At 67.7% G+C, this 19,714-nt stretch carries 19 protein-coding genes and 1 pseudogene; 11 read left to right on the forward strand and 9 right to left on the reverse strand.

The features are described from left to right. Positions 1-230 precede the first annotated feature (230 nt). The 7 genes from ACFY3V_RS29615 to ACFY3V_RS29645 all read left to right on the forward strand — a co-directional run bounded on the left by ACFY3V_RS29615 (position 231) and on the right by ACFY3V_RS29645 (position 7,735). Positions 231-1,490 (forward strand): glutamate-cysteine ligase family protein, encoded by a 1,260-nt coding sequence (locus ACFY3V_RS29615; RefSeq protein ID WP_389778084.1) that lies wholly within the window; start codon positions 231-233, stop codon positions 1,488-1,490. After that, positions 1,487-2,944 carry an ergothioneine biosynthesis protein EgtB gene (egtB, locus tag ACFY3V_RS29620; RefSeq protein ID WP_362896909.1) on the forward strand — a complete coding sequence of 486 codons (1,458 nt, stop codon included), beginning with the start codon at positions 1,487-1,489 and terminating at the stop codon, positions 2,942-2,944. Before ACFY3V_RS29615 ends, egtB begins: the two co-directional genes overlap by 4 nt. Beyond that, complete coding sequence (gene egtC, locus ACFY3V_RS29625) at positions 2,945-3,658, forward strand: ergothioneine biosynthesis protein EgtC (protein ID WP_362896910.1); 714 nt, start codon at positions 2,945-2,947, stop codon at positions 3,656-3,658. Positions 3,659-3,745: 87 nt separating this feature from the next. After that, the gene (egtD, locus tag ACFY3V_RS29630; protein WP_389778087.1) at positions 3,746-4,726 is read left to right on the forward strand and encodes an L-histidine N(alpha)-methyltransferase; all 981 of its coding nucleotides are present in this window, start codon (positions 3,746-3,748) and stop codon (positions 4,724-4,726) included. Positions 4,727-4,994: 268 nt separating this feature from the next. Continuing rightward, entirely contained in the window at positions 4,995-5,231 is a 237-nt protein-coding gene (locus ACFY3V_RS29635) for a DUF2945 domain-containing protein (RefSeq protein WP_389778089.1), read from the forward strand. Further along, positions 5,224-5,553, forward strand: coding sequence for a DUF3140 domain-containing protein (locus ACFY3V_RS29640; protein ID WP_389778091.1), 330 nt, complete (start codon positions 5,224-5,226; stop codon positions 5,551-5,553). The genes ACFY3V_RS29635 and ACFY3V_RS29640 overlap by 8 nt, the downstream gene beginning before the upstream one ends. A 1,879-nt stretch (positions 5,554-7,432) precedes the next feature. Next, on the forward strand, positions 7,433-7,735 hold the full coding sequence (locus ACFY3V_RS29645) for a hypothetical protein (protein WP_389778093.1): 303 nt from the start codon (positions 7,433-7,435) through the stop codon (positions 7,733-7,735). A gap of 153 nt (positions 7,736-7,888) precedes the next feature. On the opposite strand, the gene ACFY3V_RS29650 is transcribed toward ACFY3V_RS29645, so the two are convergent. From ACFY3V_RS29650 to ACFY3V_RS29660, 3 genes are all read right to left on the reverse strand, one after another. After that, positions 7,889-8,386 carry a hypothetical protein gene (locus ACFY3V_RS29650; RefSeq protein ID WP_389778095.1) on the reverse strand — a complete coding sequence of 166 codons (498 nt, stop codon included), beginning with the start codon at positions 8,384-8,386 and terminating at the stop codon, positions 7,889-7,891. Positions 8,387-8,910: 524 nt separating this feature from the next. Then, entirely contained in the window at positions 8,911-9,249 is a 339-nt protein-coding gene (locus ACFY3V_RS29655; RefSeq protein ID WP_389778097.1) for a hypothetical protein, read from the reverse strand. Further along, complete coding sequence (locus ACFY3V_RS29660; RefSeq protein WP_389778099.1) at positions 9,246-9,455, reverse strand: hypothetical protein; 210 nt, start codon at positions 9,453-9,455, stop codon at positions 9,246-9,248. Before ACFY3V_RS29660 ends, ACFY3V_RS29655 begins: the two co-directional genes overlap by 4 nt. A gap of 321 nt (positions 9,456-9,776) precedes the next feature. Between ACFY3V_RS29660 and ACFY3V_RS29665 the strand changes: the two genes are divergently transcribed. Then, positions 9,777-10,352, forward strand: a complete 576-nt coding sequence (locus ACFY3V_RS29665) for a DUF5919 domain-containing protein (protein ID WP_362896920.1) — start codon at positions 9,777-9,779, stop codon at positions 10,350-10,352. A gap of 167 nt (positions 10,353-10,519) precedes the next feature. Here ACFY3V_RS29665 and ACFY3V_RS29670 read toward each other — a convergent pair whose 3' ends face one another. Further along, on the reverse strand, positions 10,520-12,073 hold the full coding sequence (locus ACFY3V_RS29670; RefSeq protein ID WP_389778102.1) for a methionine--tRNA ligase: 1,554 nt from the start codon (positions 12,071-12,073) through the stop codon (positions 10,520-10,522). Positions 12,074-12,456: 383 nt separating this feature from the next. Between ACFY3V_RS29670 and ACFY3V_RS29675 the strand changes: the two genes are divergently transcribed. Further along, a complete protein-coding gene (locus ACFY3V_RS29675) occupies positions 12,457-12,765 on the forward strand; it encodes a MiAMP1 family antimicrobial peptide (protein WP_389778104.1) in 309 nt (102 codons plus the stop codon). A 177-nt stretch (positions 12,766-12,942) separates the two neighbouring features. Here ACFY3V_RS29675 and ACFY3V_RS29680 read toward each other — a convergent pair whose 3' ends face one another. The 5 genes and pseudogenes from ACFY3V_RS29680 to ACFY3V_RS29700 form a co-directional block, all read right to left on the reverse strand. After that, positions 12,943-13,434 (reverse strand): hypothetical protein, encoded by a 492-nt coding sequence (locus ACFY3V_RS29680; protein WP_362896923.1) that lies wholly within the window; start codon positions 13,432-13,434, stop codon positions 12,943-12,945. Positions 13,435-13,622: 188 nt separating this feature from the next. Next, positions 13,623-13,871, reverse strand: a pseudogene (locus ACFY3V_RS29685) (aminotransferase class I/II-fold pyridoxal phosphate-dependent enzyme); the annotation flags it as partial. Between the two features lie 81 nt (positions 13,872-13,952). After that, entirely contained in the window at positions 13,953-15,536 is a 1,584-nt protein-coding gene (locus ACFY3V_RS29690; protein WP_362896924.1) for a right-handed parallel beta-helix repeat-containing protein, read from the reverse strand. A gap of 219 nt (positions 15,537-15,755) precedes the next feature. Next, on the reverse strand, positions 15,756-17,012 hold the full coding sequence (locus tag ACFY3V_RS29695) for a pectate lyase (RefSeq protein ID WP_389778107.1): 1,257 nt from the start codon (positions 17,010-17,012) through the stop codon (positions 15,756-15,758). Positions 17,013-17,505: 493 nt separating this feature from the next. Then, positions 17,506-19,101, reverse strand: coding sequence for a CocE/NonD family hydrolase (locus ACFY3V_RS29700; RefSeq protein ID WP_389778109.1), 1,596 nt, complete (start codon positions 19,099-19,101; stop codon positions 17,506-17,508). Between the two features lie 89 nt (positions 19,102-19,190). Between ACFY3V_RS29700 and ACFY3V_RS29705 the strand changes: the two genes are divergently transcribed. Both ACFY3V_RS29705 and ACFY3V_RS29710 read left to right on the forward strand, forming a co-directional pair. Continuing rightward, on the forward strand, positions 19,191-19,457 hold the full coding sequence (locus ACFY3V_RS29705; protein ID WP_350949247.1) for a type II toxin-antitoxin system prevent-host-death family antitoxin: 267 nt from the start codon (positions 19,191-19,193) through the stop codon (positions 19,455-19,457). Beyond that, positions 19,454-19,714: a Txe/YoeB family addiction module toxin gene (locus ACFY3V_RS29710; RefSeq protein WP_389778112.1), complete on the forward strand. Its 261-nt coding sequence runs from the start codon at positions 19,454-19,456 to the stop codon at positions 19,712-19,714. The genes ACFY3V_RS29705 and ACFY3V_RS29710 overlap by 4 nt, the downstream gene beginning before the upstream one ends.

Here is a 19,714-nt window from a genome sequence, read left to right on the forward strand (position 1 = left end):
ATACCACGTAACTCACCAAAAGGTGTCGAACTAGGCCAGAACGGGAATTTCCCCTTCAGAGCCACCATTTCCCGGCGCCCTCCATCAGGAGGGCGCCGCGACGATCGAAAGGCCGGACGAGACGCCGCGACCTCGCGCGCCTCGACGCCCTCCACTCCCCCTGACGCCTGAGCCTTCGCGGCTCTATAAATCCATACCTAAATGGACATATAAGGCGAAAGGGGATGAGGATGACCGGTCTGGCGACCGAGAACACACTTATCCGGAACGCCACGGATGTGGAGACCTTCGCACGACGCTGTTTCCTCGGCTCCCCCGGCGACCGAGTGGGTGTCGAGCTGGAGTTCCTGGTCTTCGACCGTACGGATCCCGCCCGCCAGGTCCCGCTGGCGAGGATCACCGACGCCCTGCCCCCGCTCCCCGGAGGGAGCCTGGTGACCTACGAACCCGGGGGCCAGCTGGAGCTCTCGGGACCGCCCGGCTCGCTGCCGAAGGCGATCGCCCTGCTGAGCGCCGACGTGAACGCGGTGCGCCGGGCACTGCGGGACGCCGGCCTGGTGCTGGGCGGGCTGGGTCTCGACCCGCTGCGACCGCCCAGGCGGCAGCTGCGCCTACCCAGGTACGAGGTGATGGCGCGCTTCCTTGGCACCCCGTACGGGGCGCTGATGATGTGCTCGACGGCGTCGGTCCAGGTCAACCTGGACCTGGGCGACAGACCCGCGGCCCGCTGGGAACGCGCCCACCTGCTGGGGCCCGTCCTCGTGGCGGCCTTCGCCAACTCGCCACTCAGCGAGGGACGGCCGTGCGGATGGATGTCGGGACGCCAGGCGGTGTGGGAGCGGCTCGACCGCACGCGCACGGCCGCCGTCCCGGTGAGCCGCGACCCCGGCGCCGCGTGGACGGACTACCTGCTCGACGCCCGCCTCATGGCCGTACGCGACACCGACCGCGACACCGGCGGAGACGGTGAGGACACCGAGTCCTACCGTCCGGTCCTCGACGGCTCGACCTTCCGCGACCGGCTCGCCTCGCCGGAACACCCGCCGACCCTGGCGGACCTGAGCTACCACGCCACGACGCTCTTCCCGCCCGTACGGCCGCGCGGCTGGCTGGAGATCCGCTACCTCGACGCCCAGCACCCGGCGATCTGGCCGGTGTGCGCGGCGGTCACCCACGCCCTGGTGACGGACGACCGCGCGGCCGACGCGGCGCTGGCCGCGGCCGGGCCGTGCACGGGGATGTGGGCGTCGGCGGCGCGCCACGGCCTGGCCGAGCCCCGGCTGCGCAGAGCCGCCGACGTCTGTTTCCGCGCCGCCCTCGGCGCGCTGCCCCGGCTGGGGGCGGCCCCGGCCCTGGTCTGCGAGGTGGCCGCCTTCGCCGACCGCCACGTGACACCCGGCCGGTCCCCGGCCGCCGACCTGCTCGATCTGGTGAGGGAATCGGCGGAACGCCTGCCCGACTGGCTGGCCGAGGAAGGACGAAGCCGATGAGCGACTTCAAGGAACGGATCGCCGCCGAACTGACCGCCGCGCGGAACCGCTCCACGACCTACACCGACGCCGAGGACGACCTGCTGGTCAGGCAGCACTCGCCGCTGATGTCACCCCTGGTGTGGGATCTGGCCCACGTGGGCAACTACGAGGAGCTGTGGGTGCTGCGGGAGGTCGGCGGGATCACCCCGCTCCGCCCGGAGATCGACGACCTGTACGACGCGTTCAAGCACCCGCGTGCCGACCGCCCGTCCCTGCCCATCCTCGGGCCGGCCGAGGCACGCCGCTACATCGAGGGGGTGCGCGGCCGGGTGCTGGACGTCCTGGACACGGTCGACCCGTACGACCCCGACCCGCTGCGCAGGAACGGCTTCGTCTTCGGCCTGGTGATCCAGCACGAGCACCAGCACGACGAGACGATGCTCGCCACCCTGCAGTTGTCGGGGCGGCCGGGACTGGTCCGCGACGGCGACCTGCCTCCCGCGGGAGCGCCCGGCTCCGAGGAGGTGTTCGTCCCCGCGGGGCCTTTCATGATGGGCACCGACACCCAGCCGTGGGCCTACGACAACGAGCGCCCCGCCCACCGGCTCGACCTGCCCGGCTACTGGATCGACAGGCTGCCCGTCGGCAACCGCGCCTACGCGGACTTCATAGAGGACGGCGGCTACGACGACCCCCGCTGGTGGTCCCCGGACGGCCTGCGCTGGCTGCGGCGCAACCACGCCTCCGCCCCGCTGTTCTGGACCAGGGACGGCGACACCTGGTGGCGTAGCCGTTTCGGCAGGACCGAGCCCGTGCCCATGGACGAACCCGTGCAGCATGTGTGCTGGTACGAGGCCGACGCCTACGCCCGGTGGGCGGGAAAGCGACTGCCCACCGAGGCCGAGTGGGAGAAGGCCTGCGGCTGGGACGCCGAGGCCGGTCGGGCCCGGACGTACCCGTGGGGCGACGACGACCCCGGCCCCGGCGTGGCGAACCTCGGGCACCGGGCGGCACGGCCCGCCCCGCTCGGCGCCTTCCCGCTGGGAGCGAGTCCCTGCGGCGCCGAACAGATGATCGGGGACGTGTGGGAGTGGACCGGTTCGTGGTTCCTGCCCCACCCGGGCTTCCGGAGCTTCCCCTACCGCGAGTACAGCGAGGTGTTCTTCGGCGCCCGCTACCGGGTGCTGCGCGGCGGGTCCTGGGCCTCCGACCCGGCCGTGGTCCGCACCACGTTCAGGAACTGGGACCGCCCGGCCCGCAGGCAGATCTTCGCCGGCTTCCGGTGCGCCCGCTCGGCCTCCCCCGAGCACTCCCCGCGGCGTTCCCCCGGCCACTCCGCCAGGCGCTCCACGCCCCGATCCCCAGGGGACTCCCCGAAAGGTCCGCCCGGAAGTTCGCCGGGACGCCACCGGGAGCGCCCGGCGGAGCGCCTCGCGGAACGTCTTACCGGGCGTCCTGCGGAGCGCGGTTAGATGTGCCGCCACGCGTCCTGGCTGGGCGCTCCACGCACCCTCGCCTCGCTGATCCACGAGCCGGTCAACGGCCTGCTCCGGCAGTCCTACGCCCCGCGCCTGCAGCGCCACGGCAGGCTGAACGCCGACGGCTTCGGCATGGGCTGGTACGACGCCCTCGCGGAGCCGGTCCGCTACCGCCGGACGATCCCCGCCTGGGCCGACGCCAACCTGGCGGGCCTGGCTCGAACGGCCCGCTCCGGCTGCCTGCTGGCCTGCGTACGGTCGGCCAGTGCCGGGATGCCGATCGAGGAGAGCGCGACCGCGCCCTTCGCCGACGGACCGTGGCTGCTCAGCCACAACGGCCGCGTCTCGCGAGAGACGGTGAGGGAGCTCGCCGACGACGCGGAGAGTTCCTGCGACTCCGCGTGGCTCGCCGCCGCCGTGTTCGCCAGGCGGCGGGTGGGCGACCCGCTCGGCGAGGCCCTGGCGGAGGTCGTCACCCGCGCCGGGCTGAAGGATTCCCGCGCCCGCCTGAACCTCCTCGCCTGCGACGGCGCGTCGATCGCCGCGACCGCCTGGGGCGACACGCTCTTCCTCCGCCTCGACGGCCACCCGCGCGACGGCGTGCTCGTCGCGAGCGAGCCGCTGGACGACCGGCCCGGCTGGCAGGCCGTGCCGGATCACACCCTGGTTCTCGCCTCACCCGACGGAGTGAGCGTCCAGCCGCTGTGACCGGGCGGGGTGAGACCACGAGAAAGCACAGTACCCGGCCACGGACCGGCGAGCGGGATCGTGGCCCCCACACATCCAGGAGGCCCAGTGACCGTCAGTGAGCCGACCATCCGCCTGGTCAACCATCTCGGCCGCGACCATCTCCGGCAGGCACTCGAACACGACGTCCGCGCCGGGCTGACATCGACGCCGAAGTGGCTGCCACCCAAGTGGTTCTACGACGAGGCGGGCAGCGAGCTGTTCTCCCGCATCACCCGGCTGCCCGAGTACTATCCCACTCGTCGCGAGCTGGCCATCCTGCGCAGGGAGGCCCTCGACATCGCCGTACGCGGCGGAGCGGACACTCTGGTCGAACTCGGTTCGGGGACGAGCGAGAAGACGGTCCTGCTGCTGGACGCCCTCTCCGCGGCCGGGACGCTGCGCGCCTACACGCCGGTGGACGTCGACGCGGCCACCCTGAGCGAGGCCGCGCACCGCCTCGCCTCCCGCTACCGTGGCCTCACCGTGCGCGCTATCTGCGCCGACTTCGAGGCGCACCTCGCCCTGCTGCCCCGTACCGGACGGCGGATGGTGGCCTTCCTCGGCGGGACCATCGGCAACCTGACCCCGGCGGCGCGCGAGGTCTTCCTGAAGGAACTGCGCGCCACGCTCCGTCCCGGCGACACCTTCCTGCTCGGCGCGGACCTGGTCAAGGACGCCGACCGGCTGGTCGCGGCGTACGACGACGTGAGCGGGGTGACCGCCGCCTTCAACCGGAACGTCCTGCGCGTGATCGACAGGGAGCTCGACGCCGACTTCGAGCCGGACGCCTTCGAGCACGTCGCGCTGTACGACGCGCGGCACGAGTGGGTCGAGATGCGGCTGCGCGCGAGCCGCGCCATGCGCGTGCGGATCGGCGACCTCGGCCTGCGGATCTCCTTCGCGGCCGGAGAGGAGATCCGGACCGAGATCAGCGCCAAGTTCCGCACCGAGGGACTGCGCAGGGAACTCCTCGCGGCCGGTTTCGGGATGATCCGCCAGTACATCGACCCCACCGGCGACTTCGTCCTCATCCTCGCCCACCCATGACCCGCACCCCCCTCAGGGCTCGACACCGTATTCCGGGCACCGCCGGTGAACTCGGCGGAGGTGTGGAACCGCTCGCAGCCGCCCCGGAGCCCGGCGCCCGCTCTCGCCGGGCACCGGGCCGGGGTGGCAATCGGTGAGTAACCACCTGCTAAACACCGGCCATCGACCACGGCGCCCCGTCGATCGTTGAGGGCGATCCGATCCAGCGAAGCGCCTGGGTTCGAGCCCGGCGCGATGGGTTTCGAAAGGGTGCGGGTAAGGGTCGGCCATGACCGACAAGCGCAGGCAGGACGACCTCGACGTGGGTGACGAGGTCACGTGGGAGAGCCACGGCTCGTCGACCTCGGGCAGGGTCGAGAAGAAGATCACGGAGCGGACCGAGGAAGCGGGCCGTACCGTGGACGCCTCGGCCGACGATCCGCAGTATCTCGTACGCAGCGACAAGAGCGGCAAGACCGCCGTGCACAAGCCGTCGGCGCTGCGTAGGAAAAACCGCCATGACTGACGACGGCGAGCGGATCGCCGCGGACTTCGACCAGGCGGTCAACATGACGGCCGCGGAGCTGGAACGCTGGCTGGACACCGAGGAGTCCAAGAGCGTCGGGGACAAGTCGGGTGGTGAGGAGTCGACAGGCCACCGGTCCGGCCGCCGGATCATCGAGATCCTGCGGAAGCGGAAGGACGACCTGGGAGAGGACGACTACGCCCACATGCGCAAGGTGATCGGCTATGTCCGCCGCCATCTGACGCAGCGGCCGTCCGGGGACGTGAAGGAGACCCGCTGGCGATACTCCCTCATGAACTGGGGGCACGACCCGCTCAAGTGAACGCGCGGCCCGCGCCGCCGGTCACGCATGGACAGGCCGTCCGGACCTCGTCCCCGGCGAGCCTGAACCGGCCGAGGGACGTCGCGGTGTTCTCCGCTTGGCAGAGGGCGACCACATAAAGTCCGCCTACTCCGGATGAGAACCTTTCTCTACGTCTTCAAGAGCGAACCGCCTTCGGCGGCCCGCCGCGCGTCGAGCGGTCGCTTGCCGCGCTGCGACTCTTCGGCCGGCCGCGGCCCGCACCGACCACGCATAAGAGCCTCAGGCCGGTTTCGCCTCTCGGCTACGGCGCGCATTGTCGCGACCGGCCCGGCCTTAAAAGGGTAAACCGCCCGCGGCCGTACCACTCGTTCTTACGAAAAGGGATTTCATCTCCGAAAGAACGATCTCTTTCTACTCGCCTCTTCACGAACTTCCTCTCTATGGCCCCGTGACATGCATACTAGGATTTGTTCATGCTGGTCGCCCAAAGTGTCTTCGATGCGTAACAGCACGTCGAATTGCGCTAGCGCCAGCATCGCCCTCTTGGTGAATGTCACTAATTCCATGCCCGTATCGACAGTGCTAGATAGCGGAAGAGTTGCCCCACTCCCGATGCGAGGTAGTGCGTAGTCTCGAAAATTTTTCAGGTGCCGATCGTCTAGCTCATCGACGATACCGTACCAATCCATCCAGTCACTTGTAGGGCCTATCTCCACTCCACTCCTCGGATCGGCTGGCCGGTATCTATACTTAATCGTGTGGACAACTGCATGGCCCGCCCCGGCGTTGCGGACACGAATGATACGTTCGGCTTTCTTGATGAACAAACTCTTAGCCGGAAATGAAGAGTAGTTAATTACTGGGCGATGGGTTCGGGCCAGTTGAGATCGCGCCAAAAGCAGGGCCAGAACAGCGCTTGCCAAGGTCGCACTTGTTGAGATGTCAAGCAGAGTCAACCTCCACGGCCACGATTTAACGATATTTGAATCTAGATTCTTCTTTATGATCTCCCAGATCAAGTTGACAGTCGTGGCTGCAAGGAAAACTCTAGGCAATAAATAACTGGATCGCTTTCGGCTAACTATCCTTTGATTAGATTCTGTCTCGCCGCTCATATTGAAACCCTTCGCTGGCACTTCTGGCGTTTGGACGGTTGCAACTTCACCTACCAACGCTGAGCCTGGATGCCCCAAGCCCATTCTGACATGAATTGCCGTAAAATGAGAGGGGATGCCTTGCGAGCTGGGATGATGAGGGCCCTCTATGTTTCCAAGATCCGCAGTCGGTGGACACTTCGCAAGGTAAGCATTCAGCTCATGTGCGCTGCGTGATGGTTGACATTCAGAAGTTCGTGACCATGCTGGCGTGAGAACCGCCCGTGTGGTGAGACGATTCAATCGGTTTGCGGGTTTCTGGACTATTGGAGGCTGGTGTCGGCGTACTACCTCACATGTCGATGGGCGTACTGCCTGACATGTACTGTGGTGACCGAGGTCGTGACGATCGCATACTTCGGTGCGCGCCGGTCGTGGTCGGGGGCGATCGACGCCAAGCCCCTCCTTCGTCGGGACTCGGCACCGGGTGGCCATGGTTGAGGTAGATCGAGAGTTGACGACAACCTCTGCCACCACAAGTGCGCGTCGGCAGGTCCGTACCACCGCCGACCTCGGCTCGGGCCATCGGTACCAGACCAGTGGGTCCACCTGAAAGCGGAAGGTCGGCAGTTCGTCCCTCTTTGCTATCGCACCTGCGGTCTGTGACCGTCTGGTTCACTCGACGCATCCTCCGACCAGGTTTTGAATAGAGGTCGCAAACTCCTTACAACGCCCTGAGGAGACGATTTCCATTGGCTGGACGCCCAAAGTGGTGGACACGACTGTTCAGGCAGGCAGGCCCCATGCAGCGGCTACGTCAGATCCGTGACCTCGGATTCCCTGAGGAGTTCGGCAAAGGGTTGCTGCATGACGGATACCGCGTCGCGGACATTGAAGCGGCCACTGATGATCAGGAACGTTGCCGGCTGTCCTACGCTTACCTCCGCAAAGTCCTCAAGCATGGCAGCCGGATGGCAGAGGAGACCGGTGACCATGAGTTGGCCGACCTGCTGAGGAAGCGCTGCGAGTGGGTGACCAGCCAGATTCTACTGGCGGTCAGTGACCTCGAAGCAGATCTTCGGAAGCGTCGGTACGATCTGGACTGAAGCGGCGCAGATTTGGCGCAAGGCATCTTGCTAAGAGTGCTGCTAGCAACGTCTCTGGATGCCGATGTACGACCGTGGAAGCCGATCGAGCCGAAGGGCTGATAAACAGGCATTCGTGACAGTGGTGGACGTCGATAGACGCTTTCGCACCGGCTACGGAACAGAAGGTGAAGGCTGTGTGGGCCAGAATTGTAGCCGGTATACCTCCAGCCCTTCGGGAGGATGTTCCTTGAAGTAACGGGCACCAGGGCCGGGGCGGACGCTTGCGCGCACGAACCACCTACGCGCTTGATCGCGTAGGTCCATGACGCTGCCGGAGGAGTGGCCGTGGACTCCGACCACTTGCAATTTGCCCGAGCTGGAGTAGAACTCTGCCGTCTCGCTCCTGGTCCACTGGTCATCGTCGGCGGGCGGTCGCCTGTCCCAAAGTTCTAGCGCGACGTCGACGACGTGCCAGGAATCTGCCTGGCTGGTGATGATGGCGACATTCGCGGCGGTAAGGAACCAGTCGGTCGGGTTGGCTCGGTCTGAGAGCTCCCAAAGGTCCTCAGCACCTTTCGGCTGCCCGTTGGCCCCGTCAAGGTCCATGATCATAAAGTTGGAAGACCAGACCGTGACCGTGTCCGGAAGGCGTTCGATCAGACGGGACATCGACGTCCTTGGTGTGGGGCGGACGAGGCAGACCGATGCTATCTCTGAGCGATCATGTGATGTGACCGGCCACGGTTCCGGAGGAATACGGTGACAGCAACGTCCCCAAACACGGACTCACCTCGACTACCGTCCGCTACCCTCTGACCACGGTCTCCGCGGAAAAGTGGAAGGTCGTATTTCTGTTTGCTGAGGCGTGGCGACACAGGTCCCTCCAGATCCCGCGCCGCCACGCCCGTCTCACCGGGCTCTTCCGGACAGCAACGCCGTCCAGATCGCCCGAGCCTCATTGATTGGCCAGGAAAAGGTCTCTTGGACCTGGTGGCCGCTGTCGAGTTGGATGGTTCGCCGGACGAACGCCCGACCGGCGCCTTCGTACAGTTCGTAGACCGTGGCACGGCACCAACAGGTCCAGGCCACCGAGCGCGCCCACTCAAGTGCTGGGTAGGGCTGCTGCCAGTCCAGCCGGAGATGATCTCGCTGCGGCATTGCCACATGTGGGCTTAAGCACTCGTCGAGCAGAGTCACGACGTGCGCTCCGCGACGCCTCCGCACCGGTAGGCCGCTTTGAGGAGCTCTTCGTACCGCTGGGCGACGTAGTGGGCGACGGTGATGGGGTTGTCCACGCCGTAGACCCGATACAGGCGGCGCTCCGTCTTCACCGAGGTCTTTCCCGTCCACCAGCGGTAGTCACGCCCGTCCGTCCAGACAAGGAGATCGGCCCAGACGGAGACCAGGGCGACGCCGCGGCCCTCGTGGACGTCGGCCGAGACGCCGCAGTGTTCGAGGCCGATCCGCAGGCGCTCAGCAGCCAGGGCCGCCGGGCATCGTTGAGCCGGCCCTTTGCCGCCGAGGGCGCTCACGACTCCAGCCCTTCCTGGTCGCGGAGCTGCTGGGCGAGTTCGGTGACGTCGTCGGCGTCGATTGTCCGGTAAAGGCCACGCTTTATCTCTTCGTCGGTGAGGTGTCGGCCATTCCGGGTTGCCCACAAACGACCAGCAGAACTACGCCAAATACACCATCCGGGAAATGCTGCCTGGAGGTCTTCCAGAATCACGGGTGTTGACATGGAGTAAGCGTCGTTCCATTTGCGTGACGAACCCACCGCGTTCCAGAGACGTCCAGGACGTTTCAAAGTTAGAGTCGAAAACGTCCTGGACGTCCTCACTTCCCGAAGTGCACCGTGGCCAACGTCCCCTTACACCGCGCCATGCTCGATGCGAAGCTGAGCAACCAGAATCTGGCAGACCGCTGCGAGGTGGACGTTAAAACGGTGGAACGCTGGTTACAGGATGAGGCACGAGTCCCGCACCTCCGGCACCAGTTGGCCGCCGCCGAGGCATTAGGAGTTGATACGTCCGTGTTGTGGCCAGAGGCTATCCGTAACACCGTGAAAACCGGCCCGGATCGAGAGGTTCTGACCGTTTACCCCTATCGGTCGGCGTGCCCCAAGTCGATCTGGCGCAACCTGATCACCTCGGCCCGCAACGAGATCGTCTTCGCCGGATACACCAACTACTTCCTGTGGCTGGAACACCCCAACCTCGCCAAGGTCCTCAAGCGCAAAGCCGAGCAAGGGTGCAAGATCCGGTTCCTGATCGGTGATCCGGACAGCGAGGTCACCCGCCGCCGGGAGGAGGTGGAGAGCGTTCCGTTGACGGTCTCCACCCGCATCCGGATCACCCTCTCGGAGATCGAGCAGGTTCGGGACGTGCCCGGCATCGAGGCGAGGTTCGGAGACGAGCACATCGCGATGAGCGTCTTCCGCTTCGATTCGGAGATGCTCGTGACCCCGCACCTGGCCAAACTCGTCGGTCACGACTCGCCCATGATGCACCTGCGCCGCTACCAGGACGACGGCCTGTTCGACCGGTTCGGCTATCACGCCTCCGAGTTGTGGAGCAACGGGAGGGACGTCTGGGCAGAGGAGCCACGCAAGCCTGCGGAGAGCGCCAGTTCTGGGTGACCAACCGGGTGACAACGCCCCCGGGACGGGAGCGTTTCCGATGGCCGCTGCGTCGCGGTGAGGGCCGGGACACGGCCCCGCCCACGTCGCACCCGGCGCGGATCGGGGCACGGCCCCCTTACACCGCGCGCCGGGGCACGGAACCCGGCCCTCGTGCGCGGTGCGCGTCAGGGCAGGGGTTCCGGCTCCGGGGCGGTGAGCCGCCGGAAAAGCGGGCGCGGCTCGGGAAGACCACTCTCCCCGGCCGTGCACTGCGCGGTGATCCGGGCGGCCGTACCCGGCAGGAACGGCGCCAGCTGATCGGCCAACGTCTCGCACGCCCGGACGAGCGCGGCGAGGACGGCGTCGAGCCGGGCCGCGGCGCCGGGGTCGCCGTCGCGTTCTGCCCGGGCCAGTTCCCAGGGCCGGGTGAGGTCGACGTAGCGGTTGGCCTCGTCGACGATGGCCCAGACCGGCGCGGTGGCCCGGCGGAACGCGAAGTCGTCCAGGGCCGAGCGGACAAGACCGGGCGCCTGGCAGCAGACCGTCTCAAGGGCCTCCCCTCCCGGCGCGCCGGTGCCACCGCCTATCCCGGTCCCGACGAGGGGAACGTGCCCGTCGCGGTAGCGGTGGACCATGGCGACGACCCGGTTGACGAGGTTGCCCAGCCCGTTGGCGAGCTCGTCGTTGGCGCGGGCCACGAGCCGGTCGACCGTGAAGTCGGCGTCCCCGACACGCGGCACCTCGCGCAACAGCCACCAGCGGACAGCGTCGGTGCCGTACTCCCCGGCCAGGGCGATCGGATCGGCAGTGCCCCCACCGGATTTGCTGATCTTGCGGCCACCGGCGGTGAGGTAATCGTGTACCACCACGTCCGTGGGCGGTGGCTGCCCGGCCGACAGCAGCACCGCCGGCCAGTAGACGGCGTGGAAGCGCAACACTCCCTTGCCGACCAGGTGGATCCGACGGTCGGCGCCGACCCACCAGCGGCCGTGGTTCTCGCCACCGGTGCCGTAGTCCAGGGCCGTGATGTAGTTGCCGAGCGCGTCCCACCACACGTAGACGACCTGGCCGGGGTCCCCGGGAACCGGGATTCCCCACCCCCGGGCACGGGCGGTCGACCGGGAGACCGAGAGGTCCTCCAGACCTCCAGCGATGAAGCCGAGGACCTCGTTGCGACGCTCCGCGGGCTCGATCCTCAGGCGTCCGCCGGCGACGAGGTCGTGGAGCCGGTCCGCGTAGCGCGAGAGGCGGAAGAACCAGTTCTCCTCGGCCACCCGCTGGGGCTCGACACCGTGTTCCGGGCATCGTCCGCCGGTGAGCTCGGCGGGGGTGTAGAACTGCTCGCAGCCGACGCAGTAAAGACCCTCGTAGTGCTTGCGGTAGAGGTCACCGGCATCGGCACAGGCCCGCCAGAGCCTCTCCACGCCCCTCCGGTGGCGGGGGTCGCGGCTGGTGCGGATGACGTCGTCGACCGCGAGTGCCAGCGGCTCGCGCAGCGCGACGAACGCCTCGGCGTTACGGTCGACGAACTCCTGGACGGGAACACCGGCCGCCTCGGCGGCCAGCACGTTCTTCAACGAGTTGTCGTCGGTGCCGGTCTGGAACCGCACCTGCTCGCCCTGTGCCCTGCGGAACCGGGCGAGCACGTCGGCCTGCACGAGCTCCAGCGCGAACCCCAGGTGGGGGCGGGCGTTGACGTAGGGAATGGTGGTGGTGACGTAGGTGTGCGGTGTGGTCATCGGAACCTCCGAAAGAACGGGGGCTCCGGCCGGCGAAACGCGCCGAGGCCCCGTGACAGGGCCTCGGAAACGAACATCCGTGCGGCGTCAGCGGCCCCGTGAGCGGGGCATCATCACCTGGCGTCCGGACGTGTTCATGCGGTCAGGTTAACACCCGCCCCTTGGCACGAGCCGCCGGTTTTACGGCGAACGGCCTCAGCGCGAGGAGGGATCGGGTGCCCCCGCGACGAGCCGCCGGGAATCGTGACACGCCGCACGGCCCGTCTCATGGCCTCGGCGATACCTCCGGCAGGTGATCCGGACCATGCACCGACCATCACCTTCACTTTGAGTGATATTCTCGTTACTCGTTGTAGAGAATCGAGATCGTCGAGAGGATCGTCGTGAAGCGAATCGCCCTCGTCCCCGTCATCTCCGCCGCCCTGGTCGTGGTCATGGGCAGCGCCGCCTACGCCTCGCAGTACGTGGCCTACGAAGGGCCGGGCTTCACCGGCCGGTCGGTGGTCATCGACCGGTGCGGCCCGTCCAACATCCCCTTCCACGGGTCCTACAAGTGGTACGGCGACGGCCAGAGCGGCCGGATGTACAACCAGCCCGACACGCAAGGGGTGATGCACTTCGAGTTGGCGTCCAACCGCAACGCGGAGCAGCGGACACCCGTCGGCTGGAAAAGCATCTTCATCGTGTGCTGACGCCCGGAAGACGTGGCCGGAAGCCGGAGCCTCTCCGGCTTCCGGCCACGCGCCCGTGTCTCCCCGTGTCTCCGCCGCCCGCCTCCTCAGACCGCCTCATTCAGCCGGGAAGCGGCCACGGCCCGCTGCAGGGTAGGTCCATTTCTCCCCGTCCAACGATCCCGCCGCGGCTACCGGTTACCTCGCCGATTCCATGATGGCGAGCACCTCCGGCATCATCTCCCGGTAACCGGCGCCTTGCTTGACCCGCGCGCTGAAGTTCTGGGCTTCGTGCGTCGTCGGCAGGACGCCCACGAGCAGCATCGGCAGGAACAGGCGACGGGCCAGCAGTTCGGGACCGGAGACGGCGTGGGGGCGGCGCAGGACCGAGACGTTCACGCGGACCGCATGCTCGTTCAACCGGGGCACCCCCGGCCGGTCGGTCTCGATCGCCGCGTAACGGAAACCATGGGCGAGGTCACAGGGGTCGCAGCCGACCGGCCCGCGGCTCAGAACCCCATGACACTTCGGGCACACCATTTTGTCGAGCGCGGCATCGACCACCCGCCAGTCGTGCCGGTCCGGCTCATCGACGACCATTTCTCCGACGGCCATCGCCTCGGCGGGAGAGATGGGGCCGATTTCCGTGCGCAGGAACTCCTGCCAGCCTTCCTCGACGATGTCGTCCACGAGTGCGGCGCAACGTGCGCAGTCCGGGGCGCCACCGTATTCCCAGCAGTCACAGGCCGGACATATCCTCAGCGGGTCACCCACTGCTGGCCGCATCGCTTCTCCATGCACATAGACCGCGTCCACCGACGTTTTGCCCCTACCAGTGTGGAGTACGAGGCTCAGCTGGATTTCGCGCGGAGGAGGCCCCGGAGCCCCGCCAGCCCGTACACCTTGAAGAAGGTGCGCAGGACCGCCACGTTGGGACGATCGCGGCAAATCCGCACGCCGTCCGGAACACGGTCCAGGAAGACCTCGAGTTCTGCGACGTGGTTAACGTCGCCGGTGGGGTTGTTCGGGTTGCAGACGCGGATCATGCAAGTGCGGTCGGTGATCAGGTCCGCCATCGCCCGCAGGTCCTGTCCCGCTCGGTTCCGGCCCCCGTAGGGAGACTGCACCTACGGGAGCCGGACGTACCGGCGATGTCTTTCCTGGAGTGGCCGAGGGGCGAATCCATGCCGCGAGGTGGTGGGACAGGGTCAGATGCGCGCGCCGACGTCGGCGCCGTTGGAGGGGCGCAGGAAGGCCGAGGACGGGATCGAGCCGTCCGCCGCGCGGGGTCCGGTCATCGTGCTCGGGTCGGTGCTGGTGAAGGTCCAGGTGCCGCCGAGGTTCCAGGAGTTGCCCGAGCCGGAGGAGGACGAGCCGAGCGAGACCTGCGTCGCGTTCGCCACCGACAGGTTCTTGGTGAGGGTGGAGCTGGAACGGGCGAAGTTGAATCCGGTGCCGCCGTTGCGCCACGCGGTGTTGCGGTCGGCGGTCAGCCGGCCGGGGTTGCCGTTGTCGATGAAGCCTCCGACCGCGTTGTCGAACGCGAAGGAGTTGCGGATCACGTGGCCTGCCTGCGGGTCCGTGGCACCTCCGCCGAGTTTGAAGCCGTTGCCGTCCCCGGTGTAGTCGGGCAGGTTCCACCGGTTGAACCCGTTACCCCACGCCACCGACGACTCCACGGTGACCGGGGACAGGAACATCCAGAAGTCCAGGCCGTCGTCGGAGTTGTTCCACAGCCGGGCGCCGCGCACCACGTTGCCGCTGCCCGAGCCTTCCTTGATGGCGAGGCCGTCGGCGCTCTCGCCGTTCTTGCGCGGGTCGCGGTTGCCGTAGGCGTCCAGGTTGATGATCTGGTTGTTACCGGAGGCGCCCTGAAGGTGCAGGCCCGACTCGTAGTTGTCCCGGGTGATCAGACGGTCGAAGACGTTGTTGTTGGTGTCCAGGCCGAAGATGCCGTACGGACCATGGATGATCTCCAGTCCGGACAGGCGCCACCAGTCACCCTCGATGTGGATGGCGCCCCGCTCGGGGCGGGGGATGGAGGAGCCGACCGCGCCGGGCGTGTAGGGCATGTTCTCGCCGTCGAGGATGACCTTTTCGCCGTTGTGGTTGCGCATCGTGATGGGCTGAGTCGGCGTACCGTCCTTGAGGATCTGGATGTTGGTGTTCGGCGCGTAGGTTCCACCGCGCAGGACGATGGTGTGGCCGGGCTGGGCCAGGTCGACCGCCCGCTGGATGGTCTTCAGCGGCGCGCCGAGCGTGCCGGGATTGGCGTCGTCGCCGTTGGTCGCCACGTACAGTTCGTTGACCGGTTGTGGCCCGCCCCCGGTCTCGACGTCGAGGTAGTCGATGTTGGGCAGCCCGGCGGAGGTGGTCGGGGTGAGCCGGATGGTGTTGCCGCCCGCGTTGACCGGCACGGTCAGGGTGCTGGTGACCCAGGCACTCCAGGCGCCGGTGCCTTCGAACGACGGGGCCGCCACCGTGGATCCGTTGACGATCAGGCCGGCGGGCCTGGCAGTGGTCGTGCCGTTGGCGAAGCGGATCCCCAGCGTCGCGACACCGGCCGCGGAGGCGTTCACGGTGAACTGGGCGTAGGCGCCGGTGGCGTTGTCTCCGTTGCAGAAACCGCTTCCTGAGTAGCCGGTCCAGTTGGAGTCGATGGTGCCGGTGCAGGCCGCGGGCGAGGTCTCGGCCTCATGGCGGGTGGGCGCGGCGTGCGCCGCGTTCCCGGACAGCGCGACAAGTACGCCGGCGAGCAGGCCGGCACACGCGAGGAAGGGCGTCGGGCGCATCGTTGGTCTCCAAGATCGTTGTAACGTCGGCCGACGGTTGGGAACGAGACCGCCGCGCGTTGATCCTTCCGGTGCTCCGGCCGGGATCCGGCGACGACCACGACGCGAGAAACCGTCACCGTCGCACGCCGGGCGATCGGTGTGGTCTCGCGGTCGCGGTCGTCGTCTTCGAAGGCCCGGGTAGGCGGGTGTGTGAGGACCCGCCTACCCGGGGGTTTTCTAGCGGCGGGTGATGTTGGACTCCGAGTACAGGCAGTTCGTGCCGTCGGGTCCCTCACCGATCTTGCTGGGCTCGCTGCCCTTCGGCACGCCCTTGTAGCGCTCGCAGATGGTGGTGTTGCCGTAGACGGTGATCCGGCTGAAGCGCGCGGTGTCGCCCCAGTTGGAGTTGATCCCGGCCAGAACCTTCGTGGAGCGGGCGGTGATGCCGTCCATCACCACGTGGCGCGTGTAGGAGCTGGAGCAGTTGCCGCAGGCCCGGTACAGCTTGCCGGAGCTGTGCACCTGGAAGTTCCTGATCGTGAGCGTGCCGGCGCCGTTGTGCTGGAAGACCTTGTCGGCGCCGGACTTGGCGCCGCCGCCGTCCACCAGGTAGGTGGCCGAGGAGCTGGAGGACTTGAACGTCGCGGCGTCCTCGCCGACGTCGTTCCACCACACGTTGCGAATGGTGCAGGAGCCCTCGCAGTGGATGCCGTCACCAGCCGGGGCGTCGAGGATGACGTTCTGGATCGTGCCGCCGTTGGCCACGACGAACATCGGGTCCTGGCTCTCGCCCTGCCCTCCGTCGCCGATGCCGTAGTAGCGCTTCATGCCGCCGTCGAAGAACGTGCCGGCGTTGCGGGTGGTGGTCTGGTGCACGCTGCCGGTGTCCGAGGGCCACGAACCGCTGCCGTCACCGTTGCCCGGGGGCGGCGAGGTCGGGGTGGGAGACGGGGTGGGGTTCGGAGGCGGCGTGCCGCCGGCGGTCCGGAACGTCCACTGTTTGGTGGCCACCGAGTCGCAGGAGTTCTGCTGCAGCAGGGCGCCGGAGGAGGTGGAGTTGTCCTGGACGTTGAGGCACTTGCCGCCGTTGGCGTTGACCACCCGGTAGTTGGACCCGGAGGCGGTGAGCTGCCAGGTCTGTGACGCGGCCCCGGTGCAGGACTCCTGCTGGACCGCCTTGCCGGCGCTGGTGGAGGCGTCCCGCACGCCGAGGCACTTGCCGCTGTGCGTCGCCTTGATCTGGTATCCGCCGCCCGAGGAGGTGAGCGTGAAGACCTGTCCGGCGGCGTTGGTGCACGTGTTCTGGGCCAGTTGCACGCCGTCGCCGGTGCTCTGCCCCGGTACGGCGGCGCACAGGCCGCTGCCCGCGTTGACGAGCGTGTAGTTGCCGTTGGAGGGGGCCGCCGAGGCCGGGGTGGAGAGCACGGTCACCAGCCCGCTGCCCGTCACGAGGGCGGCGGCCAGCATGACCGCGAGTTTTCGGTCCTTGCGCATCGTCATCTCCAGTTCGGTCGGGGGGGTGTGAGCGCTTGGCGGGGTCGAAGCGCGTCAGGGGGTGATCCTCTCGACGGCCACACCTGTGGCGGCCCGGACGCCCTGATCGTCACCGTCCTCGTCAAGCTCCCTTCGCCGGCGGGCACGCCTGCCGGACAGCACGGAGAAGGTCGCCCGCCTTCTGTTGGTAAGCGCTTTCCCGCATGCGTTTGGAGTGAAGCACACGGTGGACGAGGATGAGAAGCCCTGATGGGCGAAAGGCCCCGACGGCTCGTCATCGGGGCAGGTCACCGCGATTTTCCGAGGGCCGCCCACCTCGGGACGACCCTGAAACTTTCATTTCGGGAGGGGTGGGTCGCTCACCGCGCTTGGGTTCTCGCCCTCGAAGGAGTCCGGAGACATCGTCACCGGCGGGCGTCGACGGTGACCGGGTTTCCTCCGGGCCCGCTCGGATCCGATGGCGGCAGGTACGACAGGTATCGGTGCGGGTCCGTTACCGGGGAACGATCGGGAGGGTGATGGAGGAGTCGGGGAAGACGGTCTGGTGCTGGACGACCAGGTCGGCCTCGGTGGAGTCGGCGGAGGTCCGGCCGGTGCCGGGGTTGCGGTCGAAGCGGGGGAAGTTGGAGCTGGAGATCTCGACGCGGATACGGTGGCCGGTCTTGAAGACCTGACTGGTCGCGACGAGGTCGATCTCGTGCACCCCGGAGGCGACGGAGGTCCGGACGATGCCGTCGGTCACGCTCATGGCACGGCCGTCGGGGTGGACGTCGACGAGCTTGGCCGTCCAGTCGGTGGAGACCGCCGAGGTCTCGGCGTGCAGGGTGACACGGAGGTGGCCGGTCACCTCGACATCGGAGGCGAGCGCCTCGGTGGTGAAACAGAGCACGTCGGGGCGCAGCTCGACGTCGCGCTGGTCCTGAGGGCCGATGTTCGTCACGTCGGGGAGCAGGAGAGGGCCACCGGTCGTGGGCACCGGATCGCGGGGGTCGAAGGTGAAGGTGGACGGCGCGGTGTCCGAGGGGGCCTCGGCGGACAGCAGGCCGCCGGTGTGCAGGTAGTAGCGGGTGTCGACCGCGCGAGACAGCGGCCACTCCTCCTCGTCCCGCCAGACGTTGTCGCCCATGACGAAGATCTTCACGGGCGGGCCGGCGTCCTCGCCGCGGAGGAAGTCCAGCTGCCGCTGCGGCAGCATGACCGCCTGCGCCGAGGCGGAGAGCCCGAAGTCCAGGCGGCCGGTACCCGTCGCCTCCGAACCGTGCGACCAGGGGCCGATGACCAGCGGGCCGCCCAGCCGCCGGTGGTTCTCCAGGGTCCCGGCGAGGAACAGGTCGAACCAGCCCGCGACGTGCATCACGGGCACCTCGATCCGGTCGTGCCGCAGGGTCTCGGCCAGCCCTTCCCAGTAGGCGTCACGGGTCGGGTGCGAGATCCAGTCACTCCACCACGGCCCGGCGGGGACGTCGCGCAGCGGCAGCGTTCGCGCGGCGGCGGCCTGGTCGCCCAGTACGGGCAGGAGCGTGCCGAAGCCCGCCCCCACGTCCTGGCCGGCCTCCATCGCATGCGTCAGACCGAGCATCTCCTGCAGCAGCCCCCAGTTCAGCGCCGAGCCGAGCGCGAAGGCCCCACCTTGATACTTCAGCCCGTCGTAGAAGTCGTGCGGGGTCATCGAGGCGACCACCGCCCTGAGCCCCGGCGGGCGGGTCGCGGCGGCCTGGAGCGCGCATCCGGCGAGGTAGGACATCCCGAAGGCCACGACCTCGCCGTTCGACCACGGCTGGGAGGTGATCCACCCGACGGTGTCGTAGCCGTCGTCGCCCTCGTCCAGCCACGGCCGGAACTCCCCGTCGCTGCTTCCGCGTCCCCGGCAGTGCTGGAGCACCACCGCGAAGCCGGCCTCCAGCGCGGGGATCTGCGGTGCCGTCGAGAACGAGCCCGAGCCGTACGGCGTGCGGACGAGCAGGGCGGGGAAGGGCCCGCCGGAGGCGGGGCGATAGACGTCGCCGCGCAGGATCGTGCCGTCGCGCACCGGCATCGGGGTGTCGTGCTCGCCGACGATGGAGAGCGGAGGGCGGTTCGGCTTCGGCATCACGAGTTCCTTGGGACGTCCGTCGAGCTTCGGGGATCGTACCGGGGAGCTGATCCCCCTTGATGTACATCATCATGTACACTGACGACATGAAGGTGATGACTATGTCCGAATCGCGGGCCAACTACGCCGCCACCCTCGACGCCGTCATCGACGACCAGGAAGAAGTCCTCATCACCCGCCCCGGCGGAGAAGGCGTCGTCATGGTGTCGCAGCGCGAATACGAGTCGATGCGCGAGACGCTCTATCTGATGGCCTCTCCCGTCAACCGCAGAAGGCTGTCGGAAGCGGTCGCCCGGTTGGAGGCCGGAGGCGGCACCATCCGCGAGCTGGCGGATGAGGACGCCACCTCGTGAAGATCCTTTTCGACGAACTCGCCTGGCAGGACTACTGCTACTGGCAACGAGAAGATCGACGCATCCTCAAAAGGATCAACCAGTTGATCGCCGACATAGCCCGAAACGAGAACGAGGGCATCGGCAAACCAGAGCCGCTGAAGTATGAATGGTCCGGCTACTGGTCACGGCGCATCACCTCGGAACACCGGCTCGTCTGCCGTGTCGACGACGACACCATCATGATCGCCGCCTGTCGATATCACTACGAGAAGTAG

The sequence above is a fragment of the Streptosporangium sp. NPDC000095 genome (genome assembly GCF_042899335.1).
Taxonomy (GTDB): Bacteria; Actinomycetota; Actinomycetes; order Streptosporangiales; family Streptosporangiaceae; genus Streptosporangium.

Excerpts from the sequence above, each read along its gene's own strand:
- egtB (WP_362896909.1), top strand. The coding sequence starts at position 1,487 with ATGAGCGACTTCAAGGAACGGATCGCCGCCGAACTGACCGCCGCGCGG.
- ACFY3V_RS29650 (WP_389778095.1), bottom strand. The coding sequence starts at position 8,386 with ATGTCCCGTCTGATCGAACGCCTTCCGGACACGGTCACGGTCTGGTCT.
- ACFY3V_RS29690 (WP_362896924.1), bottom strand. The coding sequence starts at position 15,536 with ATGCGCCCGACGCCCTTCCTCGCGTGTGCCGGCCTGCTCGCCGGCGTA.
- ACFY3V_RS29635 (WP_389778089.1), top strand. The coding sequence starts at position 4,995 with ATGACCGACAAGCGCAGGCAGGACGACCTCGACGTGGGTGACGAGGTC.
- ACFY3V_RS29670 (WP_389778102.1), bottom strand. The coding sequence starts at position 12,073 with ATGACCACACCGCACACCTACGTCACCACCACCATTCCCTACGTCAAC.
- ACFY3V_RS29705 (WP_350949247.1), top strand. The coding sequence starts at position 19,191 with ATGAAGGTGATGACTATGTCCGAATCGCGGGCCAACTACGCCGCCACC.
- egtC (WP_362896910.1), top strand. The coding sequence starts at position 2,945 with ATGTGCCGCCACGCGTCCTGGCTGGGCGCTCCACGCACCCTCGCCTCG.
- ACFY3V_RS29700 (WP_389778109.1), bottom strand. The coding sequence starts at position 19,101 with ATGCCGAAGCCGAACCGCCCTCCGCTCTCCATCGTCGGCGAGCACGAC.
- ACFY3V_RS29615 (WP_389778084.1), top strand. The coding sequence starts at position 231 with ATGACCGGTCTGGCGACCGAGAACACACTTATCCGGAACGCCACGGAT.
- ACFY3V_RS29695 (WP_389778107.1), bottom strand. The coding sequence starts at position 17,012 with ATGCGCAAGGACCGAAAACTCGCGGTCATGCTGGCCGCCGCCCTCGTG.
- ACFY3V_RS29660 (WP_389778099.1), bottom strand. The coding sequence starts at position 9,455 with ATGTCAACACCCGTGATTCTGGAAGACCTCCAGGCAGCATTTCCCGGA.
- ACFY3V_RS29645 (WP_389778093.1), top strand. The coding sequence starts at position 7,433 with ATGCAGCGGCTACGTCAGATCCGTGACCTCGGATTCCCTGAGGAGTTC.
- ACFY3V_RS29640 (WP_389778091.1), top strand. The coding sequence starts at position 5,224 with ATGACTGACGACGGCGAGCGGATCGCCGCGGACTTCGACCAGGCGGTC.